Origin of the sequence: Pseudomonas sp. S30_BP2TU TE3576, from assembly GCF_050436025.1 — a bacterium.
Lineage (GTDB): Bacteria > Pseudomonadota > Gammaproteobacteria > Pseudomonadales > Pseudomonadaceae > Aquipseudomonas.
Map to the genome: position 1 here is coordinate 2340109 of NZ_JBNDLK010000001.1, position 23447 is coordinate 2363555.

The following is a 23447-nucleotide window of genomic DNA, read 5'->3' on the forward strand; positions in this document are numbered from 1 at the left end:
CCTGTCCAGGTGCGGGCAAATGCCTGACCGAATCAATTGATTTTGTAGCGCCGACGCAACCCGCGCAAACCGAAACTGATCCAGGGCCAGAGCAATGCACTGACCAGTGCCGGCAGCACCAGCGCCAGGGTTGGCTGACGATTGCCGGTCAGGGCACTGAGCCACAACTGAACCAGTTGGGCGAGGCCGAAGATCACCAGGATCACCAGGCTCTGCTGCCACATCGGGAACATCCGCAGACGTTGTTGCAGCGCCAGTACCAGATAGGTGATGAGGGTCAGGATCAAGGCATTCTGACCCAGCAAGGTACCGTAGAGCACGTCTTCAGCCAGCCCCAGACAGAACGCCGTCACCATCCCGACGGTCTGCGGCAGGTTCAACGCCCAGAACGCCAGCAACAGGGCAAGCCACAGCGGGCGCAGGATTTCCATGAATTGCGGCAACGGTGAAACACTCAGCAGCAGGCCGACGGCAAACGTCAGCCAGACTATCCAGCCGTTTCGGGATGCTTTTACACCGCCCATTATTCTCTTCCCACTGGAGTGGCCGGCGCGGAGACTGGCGGTTTGGCGGCAGGCTTCGCGGCAGCGGGTTGCGCCGCCGGCGGTTTAGCCGTCGCAGGATGCGTGGCCGCAGGCTTGGCTGGCGTGGTGGCAGGCTTGGCTGGCGCAGTGGCCGCAGGCGTCGCCGGGGCTGGAGCCGCGGGTGCGGCAGCCGATGCCGCGGGGGCTACGGGGTTGACCAGTTTCGGGACCGTCGCCGGAATGATCGGCCCACCGCCCTGCGCGTCCAGGTTTTCCTGGGCCTGGGCAGCGTCGTTGGCGCGTTCTTCCGGGGTACGGGTGTCGCTGAACACCAGCAGCAGGTAACGGCTGCGGTTCAAAGCGGCGGTCGGAATGGCGCGGACAATGGCAAACGGCTGGCCGGAATCGTGAATCACTTCCTTGACCGTCGCCACCGGGTAACCGGCCGGGAAACGTTGGCCGAGACCGGAGCTGACCAGCAAGTCGCCTTCCTTGATGTCGGCGGTATCGGCCACATGACGCAACTCGAGACGCTCCGGGTTGCCGGTGCCGCTGGCAATCGCCCGCAAACCGTTACGGTTCACCTGCACCGGAATGCTGTGAGTGGTGTCGGTCAGCAGCAAGACGCGGGAGGTGTAGGGCATCAACTCGACCACCTGGCCCATCAGGCCACGGGCATCGAGTACCGGCTGACCGAGGACCACACCGTCGCGTTCACCTTTGTTGATGATGATGCGGTGGGTGAAGGGGTTGGGGTCCATGCCGATCAACTCGGCCACTTCGACCTTCTCGTTGACCAGTGCCGAAGAGTTGAGCAGCTCGCGCAGCCGAACGTTCTGCTCGGTCAGGGCGGCAAGCTTCTGCATGCGCCCCTGCAACAGCAGGTTCTCGGTCTTGAGTTTTTCGTTTTCGGCGACGAGCTCGGTCCGGCTGCCAAACTGACTGGCAACGCCTTCCCACAGCCGTCCGGGCAGGTCGGTGATCCAGTAGGCGTCCATCAGCACCAGCGACATCTGGCTGCGTGCCGGCTTGAGCAGACTGAAGCGGGCATCGACCACCATCAGCGCGACCGATAGCACGACCAGCACCAACAGGCGTACGCCCAGCGAAGGACCCTTGGTGAAAAGCGGTTTAATAAGCCGCTCCTCCCAGGCAAATGTTCTGTTTATTCATACGGCAGCAATCCGGCCTGGATGCAGATTGACAGAAGATAAACGCGAACAGGCAGCACCGCAAAGTGCCGCCTGCGCGCTCAACAGCATAGAAGCGACCCGGCGACTTACTCGCTGGAAAGCAGGTCCATGGTGTGTTTATCCATCATTTCCAATGCACGGCCACCGCCGCGAGCAACGCAGGTCAGCGGGTCTTCGGCAACGATCACCGGCAGACCGGTTTCCTGGGCCAGCAGCTTGTCCAGGTCACGCAGCAAGGCGCCACCACCGGTCAGTACCAGGCCACGCTCGGCGATGTCGGAAGCCAGTTCCGGAGGCGATTGCTCCAGGGCGCTTTTCACGGCCTGAACGATGGTTGCCAGGGACTCTTGCAGAGCTTCCAGCACTTCGTTGGAGTTCAGGGTGAATGCGCGTGGAACGCCTTCGGCCAGGTTGCGGCCACGAACGTCGACTTCGCGAATTTCGCCGCCCGGGTAGGCAGTACCGATTTCCTGCTTGATGCGTTCGGCGGTGGATTCACCGATCAGGCTGCCGTAGTTGCGACGCACGTAGGTGATGATCGCTTCGTCGAAACGGTCGCCGCCAACGCGGACGGATTCGGCGTAAACCACACCGTTCAGGGAGATCAGCGCGATTTCGGTGGTACCGCCACCGATATCCACAACCATCGAACCGCGAGCTTCTTCAACTGGCAGGCCGGCACCGATCGCAGCGGCCATTGGCTCTTCGATCAGGAATACTTCGCGGGCACCGGCGCCGAGGGCCGACTCACGGATGGCACGACGCTCAACCTGGGTGGATTTGCATGGGACGCAGATCAACACGCGCGGGCTAGGCTGCAGGAAGCTGTTTTCGTGAACCTTGTTGATAAAGTACTGCAGCATTTTTTCGCAAACGCTGAAGTCGGCGATCACGCCGTCCTTCATCGGACGAATGGCAGCAATGTTGCCCGGAGTACGGCCGAGCATGCGCTTGGCTTCGGTGCCGACAGCAACGACACTTTTCTGGTTACCGTGTGTCCGAATGGCCACAACGGAGGGCTCATTCAGGACGATACCGCGCTCGCGCACGTAAATAAGGGTGTTGGCAGTGCCCAGGTCAATGGAAAGATCGCTGGAAAACATGCCACGCAGTTTCTTGAACATGGGAAAGGGACCCTAGGCAACGCGTGGGTAAAAAAGTGCGGCAAACTCTAACAACGACAGGGATTTTGGGCAAGGCGCCAATATGTTAAATTGGCCGCTTTTCTGTGCACCAAGCCCCACAATCGCGGCCTTATGACCGTAGAAGTGCGGTAGTGTTCCGACAATCTAACACACGGACGCCGTCCGTTTTGTTTTCCACTGGAGAATCCCAATGGCGCTAGAACGCTCCGACGTGGAAAAAATCGCTCATCTGGCCTGCCTTGGCCTGAATGAAGCCGATCTTCCACACATCACTTCGGCCCTCAACAGCATTCTCGGGCTGGTCGACGAAATGCAGGCGGTCAATACCGACGGTATCGAGCCGCTGGCTCACCCGCTGGAAGCCAGCCAGCGCCTGCGCGCAGACGTCGTGACCGAGACCAATAACCGCGAGGCCTACCAGTCCATCGCACCAGCGGTCGAAAACGGCCTGTACCTGGTTCCGAAAGTCATCGACTAAAGGGAAAGAGCCTGCAATGCATCAATTGACTCTGGCCGAGATCGCCCGCGGACTCGCCGATAAAAAGTTTTCCTCCGAAGAGCTGACCAAAGTCCTGCTGGCGCGCATCGCCCAGCTCGATCCACAGCTCAACAGTTTCATCAGCCTCACCGAGGACCTGGCGCTCACGCAGGCGAAAGCCGCTGACGCCCGTCGGGCCAATGGTGAGAGCGGCGCCCTGCTCGGCGCGCCGATCGCCCACAAGGACCTGTTCTGCACCAAGGGCATCCGCACCAGCTGCGGCTCGAAGATGCTCGACAACTTCAAGGCACCGTATGACGCCACCGTCGTCGCCAAGCTGGCCGCTGCCGGGGCCGTGACCCTGGGCAAGACCAACATGGACGAGTTCGCCATGGGTTCGGCCAACGAGTCGAGCTACTACGGCGCGGTGAAAAACCCGTGGAATCTGGAACACGTGCCGGGCGGTTCGTCTGGCGGCTCGGCGGCGGCGGTTGCCGCTCGTCTGTTGCCAGCAGCCACCGGCACCGACACCGGCGGTTCGATCCGTCAGCCAGCAGCCTTGACCAACCTCACCGGCCTGAAACCGACGTACGGTCGCGTTTCGCGCTGGGGCATGATCGCCTACGCCTCCAGCCTCGATCAGGGTGGCCCGTTGGCGCGCACGGCCGAAGACTGCGCGATTTTGTTGCAAGGTATGGCCGGCTTCGATCCGAACGACTCCACCAGCATCGATGAACCCGTGCCGGACTACAGCGCCAGCCTCAACGGCTCGCTGCAAGGCCTGCGCATCGGCGTGCCGAAGGAATACTTCAGCGCCGGTCTCGACCCGCGCATCGCCGAACTGATCCACAACAGCATCAAGGAGCTGGAAAAGCTCGGCGCCGTGATCAAGGAAATCAGCCTGCCGAACATGCAGCACGCGATTCCTGCCTACTACGTGATCGCCCCGGCGGAAGCCTCTTCCAACCTGTCGCGTTTCGATGGCGTACGCTTCGGCTATCGCTGCGAAGACCCGAAAAACCTGGAAGACCTGTACAAGCGCTCCCGTGGCGAAGGCTTCGGCGCGGAAGTACAACGCCGGATCATGGTCGGTGCCTATGCGCTGTCCGCCGGTTACTACGACGCCTACTACCTGAAGGCGCAGAAGATCCGTCGCCTGATCAAGAACGACTTCATGGCCGCCTTCAATGAGGTCGACATCATCCTCGGCCCAACCACGCCGAACCCGGCCTGGAAGCTCGGCGCCAAGAACAGCGACCCGGTCGCTGCGTACCTGGAAGACGTCTACACCATTACCGCCAACCTCGCGGGTCTGCCGGGCTTGTCCATGCCAGCAGGTTTCGTCGACGGTCTGCCGGTGGGCGTGCAATTGCTCGCGCCGTATTTCCAGGAAGGCCGTTTGCTCAACGTTGCGCACCAGTATCAGCTCAACACTGACTGGCACACCCGCACCCCAACCGGCTTCTGAGGAGACACACATGCAATGGGAAGTCGTGATCGGGCTGGAGATTCACACCCAGCTCACCACCCGGTCGAAAATCTTTTCCGGTAGTTCCACCACCTTCGGTTCCGAGCCGAACACCCAGGCCAGCCTGGTAGACCTGGGCATGCCCGGCGTGCTGCCGGTGCTGAACCAGGAAGCGGTGCGCATGGCGGTGATGTTCGGTCTGGCGATTGACGCCGAGATCGGCCAGCACAACGTGTTCGCCCGTAAAAACTATTTCTACCCGGACCTGCCCAAGGGCTACCAGATCAGCCAGATGGAATTGCCGATCGTCGGCAAGGGCCACCTGGACATCGCCCTGGAAGACGGCACCGTCAAACGCGTCGGCATCACCCGCGCGCACCTGGAAGAAGACGCCGGCAAGAGCCTGCACGAAGAATTCAGCGGCGCCAGCGGCATCGACCTGAACCGTGCCGGCACCCCGCTGCTGGAAATCGTCTCCGAACCGGACATGCGCAGCGCCAAGGAAGCCGTGGCCTACGTCAAGGCGATCCACGCGCTGGTGCGTTACCTCGGCATCTGCGACGGCAACATGGCCGAAGGTTCGCTGCGTTGCGACTGCAACGTGTCGATCCGTCCGAAAGGCCAGGTCGAGTTCGGTACCCGCTGCGAGATCAAGAACGTCAACTCGTTCCGTTTCATCGAGAAGGCGATCAACAGCGAAATCCAGCGTCAGATCGAATTGATCGAAGACGGCGGCAAAGTGATCCAGCAGACTCGCCTGTACGATCCGAACAAGGACGAGACCCGTCCGATGCGCAGCAAAGAGGAAGCCAACGACTACCGTTACTTCCCCGATCCGGACCTGCTGCCGGTGGTCATCGAGAACTCGTTCCTCGACGATGTGCGCGCCACGCTGCCCGAGTTGCCACCGCAGAAGCGCGAGCGTTTCCAGGAGCAGTTCGGTCTGTCGGTCTACGACGCCAACGTGCTGGCCACCAGCCGTGAACAAGCGGATTACTTCGAGAAGGTCGCGAGCATCAGCGGCGACGCCAAACTGGCGGCGAACTGGGTGATGGTCGAGTTGGGCAGCCTGCTCAACAAGCAAGGCCTGGACATCGAAGAGTCGCCGGTTTCCGCAGAGCAACTGGGCGGCATGCTGTTGCGCATCAAGGACAACACCATCTCCGGCAAGATCGCCAAGGTGGTGTTCGAAGCGATGGCCAACGGCGAAGGCAGCGCGGACGAGATCATCGACAAGCGCGGCCTCAAGCAAGTGACCGACACCGGCGCCATCTCGGCGGTACTGGACGAAATGCTCGCAGCCAACGCCGAGCAGGTCGAACAATACCGTGCGGCAGACGAAGCCAAACGCGGCAAGATGTTCGGCTTCTTCGTCGGTCAGGCCATGAAAGCCTCCAAAGGCAAGGCCAACCCGCAACAGGTCAACGAATTGCTGAAAAGCAAGCTCGAAGGCTGATGAGAATGGAGCCAGCATTCAAACCTGGCTCCATTCCCTGTGGGAGCGGGCTTGCTCGCGAAAGCGGTTCGGCACTCAATACAAAGTTGACTGTCAGAATGCATTCGCGAGCAAGCCCGCTCCCACATTTGTTTCGGGAAACCTTCGAATGAAACGTCTGCTCGGCGCCTGCGCCCTCCTCTCGCTCCTGGCCGGTTGCGCCAGCACCGACACCGTCGATCCGCACGGCTACGACAAAACCGGCGTGGCTTCGTACTACGGTGCCAAACACCAAGGCAAACGCACCGCCAGTGGCGAGCGTTTCGACAAGAATTCCATGACCGCCGCCCACCGCCAGTTGCCCTTCGGCACGCGGGTGAAGGTCACCAATCTGAATAACGACAAATCCTGTGTGGTGCGTATCAATGATCGCGGGCCGCACACCCGTGGCCGCCTGATTGACCTGTCCCATGAAGCTGCCGAGCGCCTCGGCATGCTCAAAAGCGGCACCGCCCGGGTACGCGTCCAGGCCCTCGACGACTGACCGATGGAGCCCCGACCATTTTCGGATTAGCCGATATACCCCTGATCAGCGTGATCGAATTGCTCAGTGGGTTGCTCCTGCTGATTGTCGGCGCCGAACTGATGGTGCGCGCCGCCGTACGCATTGCCGCGCGGTTGCACATTCGACCGCTGATCATCGGCCTGACCATCGTCGCCCTCGGCAGCAGCGCACCGCAGATGGCGGTCAGCCTGCAAGCGACCCTTACGCACAATGCCGACATTGCCGTCGGCAGCGTGATCGGCAGCAGTATCTTCAACATTCTCGTCACCCTCGGGTTGTCCGCGCTGATCATTCCGCTGCGGGTTTCCCGGCAACTGGTGCGCCTGGATATTCCCTTGATGATCGGCGCCAGCCTGTTGGTGTTCGTACTCGCCTGGAATGAAGAACTGACCCGTGCCGACGGCGTGATGTTGCTGACGGCACTGGCGATTTACCTGGGGTTGTTGCTGCGCCAGTCGCGACACTCGGCACGCCCGGTATCGAGCCATGACCACAACATACAAGCGCCCTGGCTGCGCAGCGTGCTGATGATCATCGCCGGGCTGGCGATGCTGGTGTACGCCGGGCACTTGCTGCTGGGTGCAGCCGTTGCGGTCGCCACCGATCTTGGGTTGTCGGAGCGGATCATCGGCCTGACCATCGTCGCCGTCAGCACGTCACTGCCTGAGCTCGCCACTTCGTTGATCGCGGCAACGCGCGGCGAGCGCGATATTGCCGTGGGCAACGTGATCGGCAGCAACCTGTTCAACCTCCTGGGCGTGCTCGGTTTTACCGCGCTGGTGGCACCGTCGCCGCTGTCGGTGTCACCCAACGCGCTGGATTTTGACCTGCCAGTCATGCTCGGCGTCGCGGTGCTGTGCCTGCCGGTGTTTTACTCCGGCTACCGGGTGACCCGCGCCGAAGGCCTGCTGTTTCTGGGCCTGTACCTGGTCTATGGGCTGCACGTGGTGTCGTTCACCACCGGCATGCCACTGGCCGGTAAGCTGGAACACTTGATGCTGTTTTTTGTCCTGCCGGCACTGGTGGCGTTTTTGCTGTTCACGTCGCTGCGCGCCTGGCGTCGCCAACACCCTAAGAGGGATGTCCCATGACCGAGAATAAGAAACCCGGCGTTGAAGTCCGCCGCCAAGTGATGGGCGATGCCTTCGTCGACCGCGCACTGGGCAATGCCACCGAATTCACCCAGCCGCTGCAGGATTTCGTCAACGAACACGCCTGGGGCGGTGTGTGGAATCGCGAAGGCCTGCCCTTGAAAACCCGCAGCCTGATCACCCTCGCCGCACTGACCGCACTCAAGTGCCCGCAGGAATTGAAAGGTCACGTGCGTGGTGCTTTGAACAATGGCTGCACGGTGGATGAGATTCGCGAGGCGTTGCTGCATTGCGCGGTGTATGCCGGCGTGCCGGCGGCGATCGATGCGTTTCGGGCGGCACAGGAAGTGATCGACAGTTACCAGAAGCCAGAGTGAGGCATTGAAATCGGGGCACCCGACCTGACGCCTTCGCGAGCAAGCCCGCTCCCACAGGGGAAAGCATTCCAAATGTGGGAGCGGGCTTGCTCGCGAATGGCTCCAAAGAACACCGCAAAGCCTGAGGTCAGATCCACCCGCCCCACTGCAAAAAGAAGATCCCGATGTTGGTGGTGACCGCCGCCATCAGCGTGGTGATCACGATAATCGCCGCCGCCAGTTCATGGTTACCCTCGGCCGCCCGGGCCATGACGAAACTGGCAGCGGCGGTCGGGCTGCCGAAGTACAGAAACAAAATCCCCAGTTCCGCCCCGCGAAAGCCCCACAACCACGCCCCCAGCGTCGCCAGCACCGGCAAGCCGATCATCTTCACCAGGCTTGAACTCAGCGCCATGTTGCCGCTCTTGCGCAACGCCGCCAGCGACAGCGTGCCGCCGATGCAGATCAGCGCCAGCGGCAAGGTGGTTTGCGCCAGGTATTGGCCGGAGGTTTCCAGCCAACCCGGCAAGCCGATCTTGAAATAGGCGAACGGCGCCGCCGCAATCACACTGATGATCAGCGGATTGCTGAACACGCTTTTGCAGATGCTCCACGGATCGGATTTGATCACCGGGCTGTAGACCGCCAGCACGATGGTCGAGAGTGTGTTGTAAAACAGGATCACCAGTGCCGCGAGAATCGCCCCGAGGGAAATCCCGTAGTCGCCGTACATGCTCGCCGCCAGTGCCAGGCCGATAACGCCGTTGTTACCGCGAAAGGCCCCCTGGGTGTAGATCCCCCGATCTTCCCGCGGACACTTCCAGATCGCCCAGCCCCAGGCAATGGCAAAGCACACCAGGGTCGCCAGGGAAAAGTAGATCAGCAGCGCCGGCTGCAACGCCGCGTGCAGGTCGGCATGCAGGATGCCCAGAAACAGCAGCGCCGGCATGGTGACGTTGAACACCAGTGCCGACGCGGTGTGGATGAAGTTGTCGTTGATCCAGTCGATGCGCTTGAGCAACACCCCAAGAAACAGCATGGCGAACACCGGTGCGGTGATGTTCAGGGTTTCGAGGAAAATTGCCAGCATGCCGGGAGGACCTTCGGGTGGGCGTCGTTAGGGGGCTAATGATAAGCCACTGGACACTTCGGCGCCCGCTGGATCGCCTTCGCAAGCAAGCCCGCTCCCACATTTAATCAGCGTCAAACACAATATCTGTGTACGCCAAAAATCCAATGTGGGAGCGGGCTTGCTCGCGAAGCAGGCGACTCGGTCTTAAGTAATCGGCGCCGGGTTGAACAGGGTGATGTCGTTGTGCAGCTTGTGCTGCTCGGCCCACGTCTGTTTCTTGCCGCTGGCCACGTCCAGGTAGTAGTGGAACAGCTCCCAGCCCAGTTCCTCGATTGATGCGCGGCCAGTGGCAATGCGCCCGGCGTCGATGTCGATCAGGTCCGGCCAGCGCTGTGCCAGTTCGGTCCGGGTCGACACTTTGACGACCGGCGCCATGGCCAACCCGTAAGGCGTGCCGCGACCGGTGGTGAACACGTGCAGGTTCATACCCGCCGCCAGCTGCAACGTGCCGCAGACAAAGTCGCTGGCCGGGGTCGCGCAGAAGATCAGACCTTTGCGCTTGAAACGCTCGCCTGGGCCGAGCACGCCGTTGATTGCGCTGCTGCCGGACTTGACGATCGAACCCAAGGATTTCTCGACAATGTTCGACAACCCGCCCTTCTTGTTGCCCGGCGTGGTGTTGGCGCTGCGATCCGCTTCGCCCTTGGCCAGATAACGATCGTACCAGTCCATTTCCCGCACCAGTTCCTGGGCGACTTCCTCGGTTTGCGCCCGTGAAGTCAGCAGGTAGATCGCATCGCGCACTTCGGTGACTTCGGAAAACATCACCGTCGCACCCGCCCGCAGCAACAGGTCCGAGGCATAACCGAGCGCCGGGTTGGCGGTGATGCCGGAGAACGCATCACTGCCGCCGCATTGCATGCCGAGGATCAGCTCGGACGCCGGCACGGTTTCCCGGCGGCGTTGATCGAGCTTCTTCAAGCGCGTCTCGGCCAGTTCCATGATCTGCTCGATCATCTCGGTGAAGCCATGGCTGGAATCCTGCAAGCGGTACAGCCATGGCTCGCTGAGATCCACCGAGCTGTCGTTCTCGTGCATCACCTGCCCGGCCTGCAATTTCTCGCAGCCCAGGCTGATCACCAGGGCTTCGCCGCCCAGGTTCGGGTTGCGCGCCAGGTTGCGCACGGTGCGGATCGGGATGTACGCGTCGGTGGCGGTGATGGCTACGCCGCAGCCATAACTGTGGGTCAGCGCCACCACATCATCGACGTGCGGGTACTTGGGCAGCAACTCGGCCTTGATGCGCTTGACCGCATGATCGAGCACGCCGGTCACGCATTGCACGGTGGTGGTGATGCCCAGAATGTTGCGCGTGCCGACGGTGCCGTCGGCGTTGCGATAACCCTCGAAGGTGAAGCCTTCCAGCGGTGCTTGCGCGGCCGGCACGTCGGTGGACAGCGGCAGGCTGTCCAGCGGCGGCGCAGTCGGCATGCGCAGTTGATCTTCCTTGACCCAGCTGCCACGAGGGATCGGCTGCAAGGCGTAGCCAATAACCTGGCCGTAACGAATCACCTGGCCACCTTCCGGAATGTCTTCCAGGGTGACCTTGTGGCTCTGCGGCACAAAGTCCACGGTGACCAGGCCGTCCGCAAACTCGGTGCCGGCCGGTACGCCCTGATCGTTGACCACGACCACTACGTTATCCCGCTCGTGCAGGCGGATGTAGCGCGGCGAGTCGGAATGTTCAATCAACTGCATGACGCCGCTCCTCAGGAATGCGCTTGAGACAATTTGTTGTTGGTTTCAGCACCGCCCACAGGTGGCTCTTTGAGCACCACACGCTTGATCGGACCGACGATCACCAGGTAGCTGAACACCGCCACCAGCGCGTTGCAGCCGACGAACACCAGCGCCCATTTGAACGAGCCAGTGGAGCTGATGATGTAGCCGATAACGATCGGCGTGGTGATCGAGGCAATGTTGCCGAACATGTTGAACAGGCCGCCACTCAAACCGGCGATCTGCTTCGGCGAAGTGTCGGACACCACCGCCCAGCCCAGCGCGCCCACGCCTTTGCCGAAGAACGCCAGGGCCATGAAGCCTACGACCATCCATTCGACGTCGACATAGTTGCAGGCAACGATGCTGCTGGAAACCAAAAGACCGGCAATGATCGGCGCCTTGCGGGCGAAGGTCAGGGAGTGGCCCTTGCGCAGCAGGTAGTCGGAAATCACCCCGCCGAGCACACCGCCGATGAAACCGCAGATCGCCGGCAACGAGGCAATGAAACCGGCCTTGAGGATGGTCATGCCGCGCTCCTGCACCAGGTACACCGGGAACCAGGTCAGGAAGAAATAAGTGATGGCGTTGATGCAGTACTGGCTCAGGTACACGCCGAGCATCATGCGGTTGGTCAGCAACTGGCGGACGTAGTCCCATTTCGGGCCTTCGACGCGCTTGCCGGGTTCCTGGCCCTTGGCCTTGTCCTGGTCCATGTCGACCATGCCGCCGTTGTCGGCGATGTGCTTGAACTCGCCCTCATTGATCAGCGGATGTTGGCGCGGGCTGTGGATAACCTTCAGCCAGATCAGCGAGAACACGATACCGATCACGCCCATGACGATAAACACGTGCTGCCAGCCGAACGTGAAGACGATCCAGCCCATCAGCGGTGCGAAGAGCACGGTGGCAAAGTATTGCGCCGAGTTGAAAATCGCCGACGCGGTGCCGCGTTCAGCCGTCGGGAACCAGGCCGCCACGATGCGGGCGTTACCGGGGAAAGACGGCGCTTCGGCCAGCCCCACCAGGAAGCGCAACATGAACAACGCCACCACCGCCGTGGACATGCCGAACTCACCGACATAGCCCTGCAGCACGGTAAACAGCGACCAGGTGAAGATGCTCAATGCGTAGACTTTTTTCGAGCCAAAGCGGTCAAGCAACCAGCCACCGGGGATTTGCCCGGCCACGTAGGCCCAACCGAATGCGGAGAAGATGTAGCCGAGGGTAACGGCGTCGATGCCGAGGTCTTTTTGCAGGCTGGAGCCGGCAATTGCGATGGTAGCGCGGTCGGCGTAGTTGATCGTGGTCACCAGGAAAAGCATGAGCAGGATCAAATAGCGGACGTGAGTCGGCTTCTGGGTCGTTTGCATGTAGATGTACTCCCACTGATTATTTTTATGCGGGGTGAATCTTTGGTTTTTCCCTGTGGGAGCGAGCCTGCTCGCGATGGAGGGTAACGATGACGCGGGGCATCAGGTTTTCCGCCGCGTCCTCAAGACCATCGCGAGCAGGCTCGCTCCCACACGGGGTGTTGCGTTTACGAACCGATGTAGCTGGTTTTCACCACGGTGTAGAACTCTTGCGCATAGCGGCCTTGCTCACGTGATCCATAGGATGAACCTTTACGCCCACCGAACGGAACGTGGTAATCCACACCGGCGGTCGGCAGGTTGACCATCACCATCCCGGCCTGGGAGTGGCGTTTGAAGTGGTTGGCGTACTTCAGCGAGGTGGTGGCAATGCCCGCCGACAACCCGAACTCGGTGTCGTTGGCCATGGCCAGCGCAGCTTCGTAATCAGCCACGCGGACCACGTTGGCCACCGGGCCGAAGATCTCTTCGCGGCTGATGCGCATCGCCGCTGTGCTGTCGGCAAACAGGGTCGGCGCGAGGAAGTAGCCTTCGGTATCGCAGGTCACCAGGCCACCGCCGCTGACCAGCCGCGCACCTTCGGACTGGCCGATGTCGATGTACTTCATGTCCTGTTCAAGTTGCGCTTGCGAGACCACCGGACCGATATCGGTGCCAGCCTTCAACGCGTGGCCGACCTTGATCGACTTCATGCGCTCGGCCATGGCTTCGACGAACCGGTCGTGAATGCCGGCGGTGACGATAAAGCGGCTCGAAGCCGTGCAACGCTGGCCGGTGGAGTAGAACGCGCTCTGCACCGACAGCTCGACCGCTTGCTTGAGGTCGGCGTCGTCGAGAATGATCTGCGGGTTCTTGCCGCCCATTTCCAGCTGGACCTTGGCCTGACGAGACACGCAGTTCACAGCGATCTGACGCCCCACGCCCACGGAACCGGTGAAGCTGATGCCGTCGACTTTCGGGCTGTTGACCAGCGCTTCGCCAACCACACGACCGCTGCCCATCACCAGGTTGAACACGCCGGCCGGGAAACCGGCACGGGAGATGATTTCGGCCAGCGCCCAGGCGCAACCCGGAACCAGGTCAGCAGGCTTGAGCACGACGCAGTTGCCGTAGGCCAGGGCCGGGGCGATTTTCCACGCCGGAATGGCAATCGGGAAGTTCCACGGAGTGATCAGACCGACCACGCCCAGGGCTTCGCGAGTCACTTCAACGTTGACGCCCGGACGCACCGACGGCAGATAGTCGCCGGACAGGCGCAGGCATTCACCGGCGAAGAACTTGAAGATGTTGCCGGCGCGGGTCACTTCGCCGATGGCTTCCGGCAGGGTCTTGCCCTCTTCCCGGGCCAGCAGGGTGCCGAGCTCTTCGCGACGGGCGAGGATTTCAGTGCCGACTTTATCCAGGGAATCGTGGCGCGCCTGGATGCCGGAAGTGGACCACGCCGGGAACGCCGCACGGGCAGCTTCGATGGCAGCGTGGACCTGGGCCAGATCAGCCTTCGCGTAGTCGCCGACGGCGTCGCTCAGCTCGGACGGATTGATGTTGGTCGAGTAATCGCTGGCCGCAACCCATTCGCCATTGATGTAGTTATCGAAACGCTTTGCATCTGCCACGAGATGTTCTCCTCACGCAAAAAGCCGCTGATCGCTCAGCGGCCCTGGTTTTGTCGGATGTTACTGAGCACCTTGCTTGTCGATCAGCGCGGCGAGCATTTCGTACTCTTCGCCGGTCAGATCGGTCAGCGGTGCACGCACAGGACCTGCGTCGTAGCCGGCAATTTTTGCCCCGGCCTTGACGATGCTCACGGCGTAACCGGCCTTGCGGTTACGGATGTCCAGGTACGGCAGGAAGAAGTCGTCGATGATCTTGCCGACGGTGGCGTGATCTTCGCGAGCGATGGCGTGGTAGAAGTCCATCGCGGTTTTCGGGATGAAGTTGAACACCGCCGAGGAGTAGACCGGCACGCCCAGCGCCTTGTAAGCCGCGGCGTAGACTTCGGCGGTCGGCAAGCCACCCAGGTAACTGAAGCGATCACCGAGGCGGCGCCGGATCGACACCATCAACTCGATATCACCCAGGCCATCCTTGTAGCCGATCAGGTTCGGGCAGCGCTCGGCCAGACGTTCCAGCAGTGGCGCGGTCAGGCGGCAGACGTTGCGGTTGTAGACCACCACGCCGATGTTGACCGATTTGCACACGGCTTCAACGTGGGCGGCAACACCGTCCTGGCTGGCTTCGGTCAAGTAGTGCGGCAGCAGCAGCAAGCCCTTGGCGCCCAGACGCTCGGCTTCCTGTGCGTATTCGATGGCCTGGCGAGTGGAACCGCCCACGCCCGCCAGGATCGGCACGCTGGTGGCGCAGGTGTCGACGGCGGTCTTGATGATTTCCGAATATTCACTGGCCGCCAGGGAGAAGAACTCACCGGTACCACCCGCGGCGAACAGCGCCGAGGCGCCGTATGGGGCCAGCCATTCGAGACGCTTGATGTAGCCCGCACGATTGAAGTCGCCCTGAGCATTGAAATCGGTGACCGGGAAAGACAGCAGACCGGCAGAGAGGATGGACTTCAGTTCTTGTGGATTCATTATTCGAACACCCTGGATAGCGACGTAGTGTGAGATAACCGTTCAGCTTGCGCCGAAGTTGTAGGTCATCGTACAACTTAAAATACAACCGTCAACTGCATTTCATCGCCGGGGGTGAAAATTGTTCGACAGGAGCGCATAGAAGGCTCGGTTCAGGGACTTCAGGCTCGATGTACACGAAAGCGAGCGTAGCGAGCGCAGACATTAACGCGGCGCTCTAGAGGTACGTTGTCGGAAGATTGGGATAGGGATAAGTAAATGGGGAACTGACTGAGGGTTTGGCGGGATGGCTTACGGCCCCTTCGCGAGCAAGCCCGCTCCCACATTGGATTTTCGGTGTACACAAATTTTGTGTTCGACACTGATCAAATGTGGGAGCGGGCTTGCTCGCGAAGGCAATCCGCCAGCCAATACCGGATTGGAATCAGAACACTCAGCCCCGCTGTGCCTCAGCCTCTTCATGGGCATGACGCAACCGTTCGCGGCTGTTGGTCAGGTGCAAACGCATGGCGGCCCGAGCGGCATCGGAATCCTGGCGGGCAATCGCGTCGTAGATCTCTTCGTGCTCACGGCTCAGGCGATTCATGTAGTGCTGCTGATCGTCATGGGCCAGCCTCGCGGAGTTCAGGCGGGTACGTGGAATGATGCTGGTGCCCAGGTGGGTCATGATGTCGGTGAAGTAGCGGTTGCCGGTGGCCAGGGCAATCTGCAGATGGAACTGGAAGTCCGAGGCCACGGCATCGCTGGCGTGGGACACGCTTTCATTCAGCGCATCCAGCGCCGCGCGCATCAGGCCAAGTTGCTCGGGACTGCGGCGTTGCGCAGCGAGGCCGGCGGATTCCACTTCCAGGCTGATGCGCAGTTCCAGGATGGCCAGCACATCACGCAAGGTCACGACCGTCGCCGGGTCGATGCGAAAACCGCTCGGGCTCGGCGTGTCGAGCACGAAGGTGCCGATGCCGTGGCGGGTTTCCACCTGGCCGGCCGCCTGCAGGCGGGAAATCGCTTCGCGCACCACCGTGCGGCTGACGCCATGGGCATCCATGATGGCCGACTCGGTGGGCAACTTGTCGCCGCGCTTGAGATGGCCGTCACGGATCTGCTCGGACAGCACCGTCACCAGTTCCTGAGCGAGGCTGCGGCGCTTGCGTGGGAGGCGTGGTGTGTCGATCGGGTTTTCCATGGTGAACATCTGTCTCGAAAAATTCGGCTGAAACCGCATCATAGCGCAACGCAGTTGTACGATCACCGTCAAGGTGACCACCACGCCCTGTGGGAGCGGGCTTGCTCGCGAAAGCGGTCTGACATTCGGCATGAGGGTGTCTGACACACTGCCTTCGCGAGCAAGCCCGCTCCCACAAGGAGATTTGTGGTGCTCAGGCGGTCACGGTCTGGTCCACCAGATGGCCATTCTCGATACGGATGTGCCGCGGATGGAAGCGCTTGAGGCTGCTGCGATGGCCGACGCTGACAATGCTCAGCCCCGGCAATTCATCGATCAGCGCCTGATACAGCGAGGCCTCGTCCTCTTCGTCCATCGCCGAAGTCGCTTCGTCCATGTACAGCCATTGCGGCGCATAAAGCAGCGCACGGGCAAAGGCCAGGCGCTGCTGTTCACCCGGCGACAACATGCGTTGCCAGTGGTTGGCTTCGTCGAGACGGGCAATCAGGTGCGGCAAGCGGCAGGTTTCCAGCACCTGCACGTAGCGCTCGTTCGGATAGGTATCGCCGGGCTGTGGATAACTGAGGACATCACGCAGGGTGCCAATCGGCAGATACGGTTTTTGCGGCAGGAACAGGTAGCGCGCCGATGGCAGGCGAATACTGCCGTGGCCAGTCGGCCACAGGTGTCCCATCGCCCGCAGCAAGGTCGACTTGCCGCTGCCGGAACGACCGCTGAGCATCACACGCTCGCCCTCCTCCACGGTCATGTCGGCGTTGGTCAGCAGGTGGCGACCTTCAGCCAGGTCGAGGCCGAGGTTGTGCACCTTCAGAATTGAGCCCGAACTCTGTACGTCGATGGCCGGCGCACGCACTTCGTTGTCACGCATGGCCTGATGGAAGCTCAGCAGACGATCGCAGGTGGCGCGCCAGGAAGCGAGGCTCTGGTACGCACTGATAAACCAGCTGAAGCTTTCCTGCACATTGCCGAATGCCGAGCTGATTTGCATCAGCTCGCCCAGTTCGATCTTGCCGGAGAGGTAACGCGGCGCGGCAACCATGAAGGGGAAGATGATGGCGGCCTGACTGTAACCGGCGGTGAAGAAAGTCAGGCGCTTGGACACCTTCATGATGTCCCAGAAGTTGTGCCAGACCATCCCGAAGCGGCCGCTCAACCGACGATTTTCGTTCGGCTCGCCGTTGTACAACGCGATGCTTTCGGCATTCTCGCGAATCCGCACCATGGAGAAACGCAGGTCGGCTTCGAAGCGTTGTTGTTGATTGTTCAGACCGATCAGGCGACGACCGATCAAATGCGTCAGCCAACTGCCCACCACGGCGTAAACCAGCACGCACCAGAACATGTAGCCGGGAATGGTGATGCCGAACACTTCGATACTGCCCGACACGCCCCACAGAATGATCGAGAACGACACCAGGCTGACGATATTGCGCAGCAGCCCGATACCCAGCTCAAGGGTGTTGGAGGTGAAGTTGTTGAGGTCTTCGGAAATCCGCTGGTCCGGGTTATCCGTGTAACCACCCTGTTCCAGCTGGTAGTAGTTTTTGTCACCCAGCCAGCGGGTGAAATGCTTTTCGGTGAGCCAGGCCCGCCAGCGGATCGTCAACATCTGCGTCAGATAGAGGCGGTATACCGCGCCGACAATCGCCACCGCGGCAATCGCGCAGAAGTACAGGATCAGCTGCCAGAACGCGGCTTCATCCTTCTTTTGCAGGGCGTTGTAGAAATCCTTGTACCAGGTGTTGAACCACACCGAGATCCCCACGCTGATCAGCGACAGCGCAATCACTGCGATCAGCAGCGTCCAGGCCTTGACCTTCTCTTCACTGCGCCAGTAAGGCGTGATCATCGCCCACACTTTGCGAAAAAATTGCCCGCGCACGGCGTCGTTGACCGCGGAATACTCAGCGTTCTGATTCATGGATAAGGCTCGATAAAGAAAAGAACACGCACGAACCGATCATAGATGATCGGTCCGGTTTGTCGCGAGATGCGGCTCGCATACGTTCAGCGCAGGTTCAGCGGCGAACGGGGCGCTTCTGCAGTTTGCGCTGCAGGGTGCGACGGTGCATGCCCAGGGCCCGGGCAGTGGCGGAGATGTTGCCTTCATGCTCGGTCAGCACGCGCTGGATGTGCTCCCACTGCAGGCGGTCCACAGACATCGGGTTTTCCGGCACCAGGCTGTCGAGGTCGGCGTGTTCGGACAGCAACGCCGCCAACACGTCGTCGGCGTCCGCCGGTTTGCACAGGTAGTTGCAGGCACCGCGCTTGATCGCCTCGACGGCGGTGGCAATGCTCGAATAACCGGTGAGAATCACCACGCGCATTTCCGGATCCATTTCCAGCAATTTTGGCAGCAGCACCAGGCCCGAATCGCCGTCCATCTTCAGGTCCAGGGCGGCATAATCCGGCAGATCGGCCTTGGCCAGTTCCAGGCCTTCCTCGGCGGAGCTGGCAGTGCTTACGCGAAAACCGCGGCGGGCCATGGCACGGGCCATGACGCGGGTGAACGTGGCGTCGTCATCGACCAGCAGCAAATGCGGCAGTTCTTCGCCTTCGACTTGGGTCTCTTCACTCATGTTCGTCTCCTCGGGCGACACGGGGCAGGCGCAGCTCGGTGAGCGTGCCGCCTTCCTCATGACTGTAGAGTTTCACTGAGCCGCCGGCGCGTGTCACGCTGGCCTTGCTCAAAAACAGGCCCAGGCCGAAGCCTTTGCCCTTGGTGGTAAAAAACGGTTTGCCGATTTGTTCGGCGATGGCCAGCGGCACACCGGCGCCATGGTCACGAATGCTGATGGTCAGGTTCTCGGCGTCCCAGTCCAGTGTCACTTGCAACCCCTCGGGGCAGGCATCGGCGGCGTTGTTCAGCAGATTCAGCAACGCCTGGGTCAAGTCTGGCGGCGGCGCCATGCGCGGTACCGCGCCCTGGCCGAGGCGCTGGAAGCGATAACTGGCTTCCGGACGCATCAGGTGCCAGCGATTGAGGGCTTCATCGAGCCAGTCGGTGACGTCCTGCATCTCCACCGCCAGGCGGCGATTGGCCTCCGCCGCCCGAACGAGCTGTTGCAAGGTCTGTTTGCACAGCTTGACCTGATCCTGCAGCACGCTCAGGTCATCCTGCAACATCGGGTCATGGTGATCCTGGCGCATTTCCTTGAGCAACACGCTCATGGTCGCCAGCGGCGTGCCCAGCTCATGGGCCGCACCGGCAGCCTGGGTGGCGACGGCCAGCAATTGCTGATCACGCAGGCCTTCTTCGCGACGAATGGCGCGCAGTTCTTCCTGACGGCGCAGCTCTTCAGCCATGCGCGCAGCGAAGAACGTGATCACTGCAGCGGCGAGAGCGAAGCTCAGCCACATCCCGTACACCTGCAGGTTTTCCCGGGCGATCGGGAAGGTTTGCAATGGATAGAACTGTGCCAGCAACAACGTGTACATCGTCAGCGCGATACCCGACAGGATCACCGAATAACGCCATGGCAACGTCACCGCAGCAATGGTCAGCGGCACCAGGTAGTACGAAACAAAGGGGTTGGTCGAGCCACCGGAGAAATACAGCAGCGCACTGTGGATAAACAGGTCGCAGGCCAATTGCACGGCGTATTCGAGCTCGGTCACCGGCCACGAGGTGCGCAGGCGGATCGCCGTGAACACACACAACAGCATCGAGCAACCGAGGGTCGCGGCCAGTTGAAACCAGGGCAGCGGCAACAATTCGAGCCAGTAGGCCAGGCCCACGGAACCGGCCTGGGCGGCCAGCACCAACGTGCGGATGAATGTCAGCCGCCAGAGGTTCTGGCGAGTGGCGGAAGTGATTTGAACGGGGGCGAGCATGAGCTCTCCTGATGAGCGCTCCAGGCGGATCGCAGGGAGTATAACCAAGCGCGGGGGCTGACAGGCAAAAGTGCGGCAAACGGCCACAGCCTATTGGCCGGCACACATCCCTTGTAGCAGCTGGCGAAGCCTGCGTTCGGCTGCGAAGCAGTCGTAAAACCTGCGTGCATGATGTCTTTGTATAAACGCGGAGCCTGATTGACGACTGCTTCGCAGCCGAACGCAGCCTTCGGCAGCTGCTACAGGGAATCGTGTTGATCTGTATAGAAGTTGTAACTGTGCGAACCAGAGCATTAAAGCTAGAGTCTGATGGTTTCACGCAGGCCCGGACCATACCCCTGCGCACCTTTCAAGGAGCCTTCATGCACACATTCCGCCGCAGCGCCGCCCTCCTCGCCCTGAGCGTTGGCACCGTCGCCAGCCTCCCGGCCCTGGCCGCCGACGAGCTTCATTACAACCAGATTTCCCTGCGCGCCGAAGTCAGTCAGGAAGTGGCCCGCGACCTGATGATCGTGACCCTCTACACCGAAGAACAGAACAGCGACCCGGCCAAACTCGCCGCCGACGTCAGCACCTCCATGAACAAGGCACTGGCCCGGGCCAAGCAAGTCAAGGACATCACCCTGCGCCAGGGCAGTCGCAACAGCTATCCGATCTACGACACCAAGGGCCAGAAAATCACCGGCTGGCGCGAGCGTGCCGAATTGCGCCTAGAAAGCCCGGATTTCGCCGCATTGTCGAAGCTGACCGGCGAACTGCTCACCGACCTGAAAATGGGCGGCATGGACTTCGCCATCGCCACCCCGACCCGCAAGGCCAGCGAGGATGCACTGCTCAAGGAAGCCGTGAGCGCCTTCAAGGCCCGCGCGCAACTGGCCACCGATGCCCTCGGCGGCAAGGGCTATAAAATCGTCAACCTGAACCTCAACAGCAACGGTTATCCACAGCCTTACCTGCGCGCGCCGATGATGATGAAAGCCGCCGCCATGGACGCCGCACCGGTGACACCGGATGTCGAAGCCGGCACCAGCCAGGTCAGCATGACCGCGGATGGTTCGATTGAAGTGCTGATGCCTTGATTCGATAGCCCGTCCACAAAAAACGGCGATCACTCACATGATCGCCGTTTTTTTTCGGGCAGTTTTCAGGCATGAGCTATAACTGGAGAGTCCGCCGAGAAAAGCCGGCAGTTGCACTGGGTGCAACTGAGATCGATTGGCCACCATCGGTGCAACAATAACCACTCTTATTCACGCCATACCCACCCCACAAAACGGGGGTATAAATAAGTAACACCCCGCCCTGATGGGGAGCATCCAGCGCCAAGGGCGCACCGTAAAAGTGCCTCGTTTGCACCGTAAAAATACCGCGCAAACGGTTAAATGCGGCAGAATTTATACAAATGCGACATTAAGGTACGTTCGTACCACCGTTTAAGGCTTGTAGTCACTCTGGATCTTGCATTGGGTATGGCCCCTGCATAAGTATCCGCAGGCACGACTCACGAGGTCGTCCTCTAATTCCAAAAATGACAACAAATCATGAGGCCACCATGCTTAAACAAGCGGTCATTCCGTTTTTAGTTGGCGCAAGCTTGCTAGCCAGCGCACCGTTCGCCCAAGCAGCGACTAACCTGGTGTTCTGCTCCGAAGGGAGCCCGGCCGGTTTCGATCCAGGTCAATACACCACCGGAACCGACTTCGACGCCTCTGCTGAAACCATGTTCAACCGCCTCACCCAGTTCGAGCGCGGCGGCACCGCCGTTATTCCAGGGCTGGCGACCAAGTGGGACATCTCCGATGACGGCCTGAGCTACACCTTCCACCTGCGTGAAGGCGTCAAGTTCCACACCACCCCGTATTTCAAGCCGACTCGTGAGTTCAACGCCGACGACGTGCTGTTCACCTTTAATCGCATGATTAACAAGGATGACCCGTTCCGCAAAGCGTACCCGACCGAATTCCCGTACTTCACCGACATGGGGATGGATACCAACATCACCAAGATCGATAAAGTCGACGACCACACTGTCAAGTTCACCCTCAAAGACGTCGATGCCGCGTTCATCCAGAACATGGCCATGAGCTTCGCCTCGATCCAGTCCGCCGAGTACGCTGCCCAGCTGCTCAAGGAAGGCAAGGCCGCCGACATCAACCAGAAGCCGGTTGGCACTGGTCCGTTCGTGTTCAAGAGCTACCAGAAAGACTCCAACATCCGCTACACCGGGAACAAGGACTACTGGAAGCCTGATGACGTGAAGATCGACAACCTGATCTTCGCCATCACCACCGACCCGTCGGTACGTATCCAGAAGCTGAAGAAAAACGAGTGCCAGGTCACCCTGTTCCCTCGTCCGGCCGACCTGAAGGCGCTGAAAGAAGACAAGGACCTGAAACTGCCTGACCAGGCCGGTTTCAACCTGGGTTACATCGCCTACAACGTGATGCCCAAGGTCAAGGGCCAAACGGACGCCAACCCGCTGGCCGAGCTGAAAGTTCGCCAGGCGCTGGACATGGCGGTCAACAAGCAACAGATCATCGACTCCGTGTACCAGGGCGCCGGCCAACTGGCCGTCAACGCCATGCCGCCGACCCAGTGGTCCTACGACACCACCATCAAGGATGCGCCGTACAACCCTGAGAAAGCCAAAGAGCTGCTCAAGGAAGCTGGCGTCAAGGAAGGTACCGAAATCGTTCTCTGGGCGATGCCGGTACAACGTCCATACAACCCGAACGCCAAACTGATGGCAGAAATGCTGCAGTCCGACTGGTCCAAGATCGGCCTCAAGGTCAAGATCCAGAGCTACGAGTGGGGCGAGTACATCAAGCGCTCCAAAGGCGGCGAAAACCAGGCGATGCTGATTGGCTGGAGCGGCGACAATGGTGATCCGGACAACTGGCTGAACGTGCTGTTCGGTTGCGACTCGCTGGAAGGCAACAACTTCTCCAAGTGGTGCGACAAGAAGTTTGACGACACCGTCAAGCAAGCCAAGCGCACCTCGGACCAGGACAAGCGCACCGAACTGTACAAGCAGGCGCAACACCTCCTCAAAGATGCTGTACCAATGACACCTATCGCTCACTCGACGGTGTTCCAACCCATGCGCGCCAACGTGCAGGACTTCAAGATCAGCCCATTTGGCTTGAACTCCTTCTACGGCGTCAGCGTCAGCAAATAAGGTTTTGCAACGGCGACGTTTCTGACGTTGCCGTTGCTCTATCTACCGAGAAAGCAGGAATTCGCCTACATCCAAATCCGCAGCTGACTACAGCATCGGGTAAGGACGCGTTGCCATTTCCTACGAGTCTTTAGGACTCTACGCATTTACTGCCGGACCCGTGGCTCATACCGTCGGGATCCGACCAG

General features: G+C 60.7%; 20 protein-coding genes. 8 read left to right on the forward strand and 12 right to left on the reverse strand.

Translation table 11 applies throughout. The features are described 5' to 3' along the window. Window positions 1-32 precede the first annotated feature (32 nt). From mreD to mreB, 3 genes are all read right to left on the reverse strand, one after another. Complete coding sequence (gene mreD, locus ABIA48_RS10665; protein WP_007970244.1) at window positions 33-524, reverse strand: rod shape-determining protein MreD; 492 nt, start codon at window positions 522-524, stop codon at window positions 33-35. Beyond that, window positions 524-1660: a rod shape-determining protein MreC gene (gene mreC / locus ABIA48_RS10670; RefSeq protein WP_429492833.1), complete on the reverse strand. Its 1137-nt coding sequence runs from the start codon at window positions 1658-1660 to the stop codon at window positions 524-526. Before mreC ends, mreD begins: the two co-directional genes overlap by 1 nt. A gap of 143 nt (window positions 1661-1803) precedes the next feature. Further along, window positions 1804-2841, reverse strand: coding sequence for a rod shape-determining protein MreB (gene mreB / locus ABIA48_RS10675; protein WP_015093487.1), 1038 nt, complete (start codon window positions 2839-2841; stop codon window positions 1804-1806). Window positions 2842-3052: 211 nt separating this feature from the next. On the opposite strand from mreB, the gene gatC reads away from it, so the two are divergent. The 6 genes from gatC (at window position 3053) to ABIA48_RS10705 (ending at window position 8276) form a co-directional block, all read left to right on the forward strand. Beyond that, window positions 3053-3340, forward strand: a complete 288-nt coding sequence (gene gatC, locus ABIA48_RS10680; RefSeq protein ID WP_077045271.1) for an Asp-tRNA(Asn)/Glu-tRNA(Gln) amidotransferase subunit GatC — start codon at window positions 3053-3055, stop codon at window positions 3338-3340. Between the two features lie 16 nt (window positions 3341-3356). Beyond that, window positions 3357-4808, forward strand: a complete 1452-nt coding sequence (gatA, locus tag ABIA48_RS10685) for an Asp-tRNA(Asn)/Glu-tRNA(Gln) amidotransferase subunit GatA (protein WP_429488513.1) — start codon at window positions 3357-3359, stop codon at window positions 4806-4808. 10 nt (window positions 4809-4818) lie between these two features. Beyond that, window positions 4819-6264 carry an Asp-tRNA(Asn)/Glu-tRNA(Gln) amidotransferase subunit GatB gene (gene gatB / locus ABIA48_RS10690; protein ID WP_008000924.1) on the forward strand — a complete coding sequence of 482 codons (1446 nt, stop codon included), beginning with the start codon at window positions 4819-4821 and terminating at the stop codon, window positions 6262-6264. A gap of 148 nt (window positions 6265-6412) precedes the next feature. After that, window positions 6413-6787, forward strand: a complete 375-nt coding sequence (locus ABIA48_RS10695; RefSeq protein WP_204929193.1) for a septal ring lytic transglycosylase RlpA family protein — start codon at window positions 6413-6415, stop codon at window positions 6785-6787. Between the two features lie 50 nt (window positions 6788-6837). Further along, window positions 6838-7899: a calcium/sodium antiporter gene (locus tag ABIA48_RS10700; RefSeq protein WP_429488516.1), complete on the forward strand. Its 1062-nt coding sequence runs from the start codon at window positions 6838-6840 to the stop codon at window positions 7897-7899. Further along, entirely contained in the window at window positions 7896-8276 is a 381-nt protein-coding gene (locus ABIA48_RS10705) for a carboxymuconolactone decarboxylase family protein (RefSeq protein WP_046040018.1), read from the forward strand. Before ABIA48_RS10700 ends, ABIA48_RS10705 begins: the two co-directional genes overlap by 4 nt. Window positions 8277-8403: 127 nt before the next feature. On the opposite strand, the gene ABIA48_RS10710 is transcribed toward ABIA48_RS10705, so the two are convergent. The 9 genes from ABIA48_RS10710 to ABIA48_RS10750 all read right to left on the reverse strand — a co-directional run bounded on the left by ABIA48_RS10710 (window position 8404) and on the right by ABIA48_RS10750 (window position 20081). Then, the gene (locus ABIA48_RS10710; RefSeq protein ID WP_429488518.1) at window positions 8404-9345 is read right to left on the reverse strand and encodes an AEC family transporter; all 942 of its coding nucleotides are present in this window, start codon (window positions 9343-9345) and stop codon (window positions 8404-8406) included. A 186-nt stretch (window positions 9346-9531) separates the two neighbouring features. Beyond that, complete coding sequence (gene garD, locus ABIA48_RS10715) at window positions 9532-11085, reverse strand: galactarate dehydratase (protein ID WP_429488520.1); 1554 nt, start codon at window positions 11083-11085, stop codon at window positions 9532-9534. A gap of 11 nt (window positions 11086-11096) precedes the next feature. Further along, entirely contained in the window at window positions 11097-12479 is a 1383-nt protein-coding gene (locus ABIA48_RS10720; RefSeq protein WP_429488522.1) for an MFS transporter, read from the reverse strand. 167 nt (window positions 12480-12646) lie between these two features. Next, on the reverse strand, window positions 12647-14092 hold the full coding sequence (locus ABIA48_RS10725; RefSeq protein ID WP_429488524.1) for an aldehyde dehydrogenase family protein: 1446 nt from the start codon (window positions 14090-14092) through the stop codon (window positions 12647-12649). A 60-nt stretch (window positions 14093-14152) separates the two neighbouring features. Next, complete coding sequence (gene kdgD / locus ABIA48_RS10730) at window positions 14153-15064, reverse strand: 5-dehydro-4-deoxyglucarate dehydratase (RefSeq protein ID WP_007981458.1); 912 nt, start codon at window positions 15062-15064, stop codon at window positions 14153-14155. A 433-nt stretch (window positions 15065-15497) separates the two neighbouring features. Next, entirely contained in the window at window positions 15498-16247 is a 750-nt protein-coding gene (locus tag ABIA48_RS10735) for a FadR/GntR family transcriptional regulator (protein WP_177318948.1), read from the reverse strand. A gap of 193 nt (window positions 16248-16440) precedes the next feature. Next, a complete protein-coding gene (locus ABIA48_RS10740; protein ID WP_429488526.1) occupies window positions 16441-18168 on the reverse strand; it encodes an ABC transporter ATP-binding protein/permease in 1728 nt (575 codons plus the stop codon). Window positions 18169-18265: 97 nt separating this feature from the next. Then, entirely contained in the window at window positions 18266-18826 is a 561-nt protein-coding gene (locus ABIA48_RS10745) for a response regulator transcription factor (RefSeq protein WP_429488528.1), read from the reverse strand. Next, complete coding sequence (locus tag ABIA48_RS10750) at window positions 18819-20081, reverse strand: ATP-binding protein (RefSeq protein WP_310057545.1); 1263 nt, start codon at window positions 20079-20081, stop codon at window positions 18819-18821. Before ABIA48_RS10750 ends, ABIA48_RS10745 begins: the two co-directional genes overlap by 8 nt. A gap of 362 nt (window positions 20082-20443) precedes the next feature. Here ABIA48_RS10750 and ABIA48_RS10755 point away from each other — a divergent pair, with 362 nt between their 5' ends. Continuing rightward, complete coding sequence (locus ABIA48_RS10755; RefSeq protein WP_429488531.1) at window positions 20444-21160, forward strand: SIMPL domain-containing protein; 717 nt, start codon at window positions 20444-20446, stop codon at window positions 21158-21160. 473 nt (window positions 21161-21633) lie between these two features. After that, window positions 21634-23259 (forward strand): ABC transporter substrate-binding protein, encoded by a 1626-nt coding sequence (locus tag ABIA48_RS10760; RefSeq protein ID WP_429488533.1) that lies wholly within the window; start codon window positions 21634-21636, stop codon window positions 23257-23259. Window positions 23260-23447 lie beyond the last annotated feature (188 nt).

What these genes read in the sequence shown, in the direction of transcription:
- ABIA48_RS10720 (WP_429488522.1), bottom strand. Translation starts at nt 12,479, where the DNA reads ATGCAAACGACCCAGAAGCCGACTCACGTCCGCTATTTGATCCTGCTC.
- gatA (WP_429488513.1), top strand. Translation starts at nt 3,357, where the DNA reads ATGCATCAATTGACTCTGGCCGAGATCGCCCGCGGACTCGCCGATAAA.
- ABIA48_RS10710 (WP_429488518.1), bottom strand. Translation starts at nt 9,345, where the DNA reads ATGCTGGCAATTTTCCTCGAAACCCTGAACATCACCGCACCGGTGTTC.
- ABIA48_RS10740 (WP_429488526.1), bottom strand. Translation starts at nt 18,168, where the DNA reads ATGAATCAGAACGCTGAGTATTCCGCGGTCAACGACGCCGTGCGCGGG.
- mreD (WP_007970244.1), bottom strand. Translation starts at nt 524, where the DNA reads ATGGGCGGTGTAAAAGCATCCCGAAACGGCTGGATAGTCTGGCTGACG.
- ABIA48_RS10755 (WP_429488531.1), top strand. Translation starts at nt 20,444, where the DNA reads ATGCACACATTCCGCCGCAGCGCCGCCCTCCTCGCCCTGAGCGTTGGC.
- gatC (WP_077045271.1), top strand. Translation starts at nt 3,053, where the DNA reads ATGGCGCTAGAACGCTCCGACGTGGAAAAAATCGCTCATCTGGCCTGC.
- ABIA48_RS10745 (WP_429488528.1), bottom strand. Translation starts at nt 18,826, where the DNA reads ATGAGTGAAGAGACCCAAGTCGAAGGCGAAGAACTGCCGCATTTGCTG.
- ABIA48_RS10750 (WP_310057545.1), bottom strand. Translation starts at nt 20,081, where the DNA reads ATGCTCGCCCCCGTTCAAATCACTTCCGCCACTCGCCAGAACCTCTGG.
- ABIA48_RS10695 (WP_204929193.1), top strand. Translation starts at nt 6,413, where the DNA reads ATGAAACGTCTGCTCGGCGCCTGCGCCCTCCTCTCGCTCCTGGCCGGT.
- ABIA48_RS10735 (WP_177318948.1), bottom strand. Translation starts at nt 16,247, where the DNA reads ATGGAAAACCCGATCGACACACCACGCCTCCCACGCAAGCGCCGCAGC.
- kdgD (WP_007981458.1), bottom strand. Translation starts at nt 15,064, where the DNA reads ATGAATCCACAAGAACTGAAGTCCATCCTCTCTGCCGGTCTGCTGTCT.
- ABIA48_RS10760 (WP_429488533.1), top strand. Translation starts at nt 21,634, where the DNA reads ATGCTTAAACAAGCGGTCATTCCGTTTTTAGTTGGCGCAAGCTTGCTA.
- garD (WP_429488520.1), bottom strand. Translation starts at nt 11,085, where the DNA reads ATGCAGTTGATTGAACATTCCGACTCGCCGCGCTACATCCGCCTGCAC.
- mreB (WP_015093487.1), bottom strand. Translation starts at nt 2,841, where the DNA reads ATGTTCAAGAAACTGCGTGGCATGTTTTCCAGCGATCTTTCCATTGAC.
- gatB (WP_008000924.1), top strand. Translation starts at nt 4,819, where the DNA reads ATGCAATGGGAAGTCGTGATCGGGCTGGAGATTCACACCCAGCTCACC.
- ABIA48_RS10705 (WP_046040018.1), top strand. Translation starts at nt 7,896, where the DNA reads ATGACCGAGAATAAGAAACCCGGCGTTGAAGTCCGCCGCCAAGTGATG.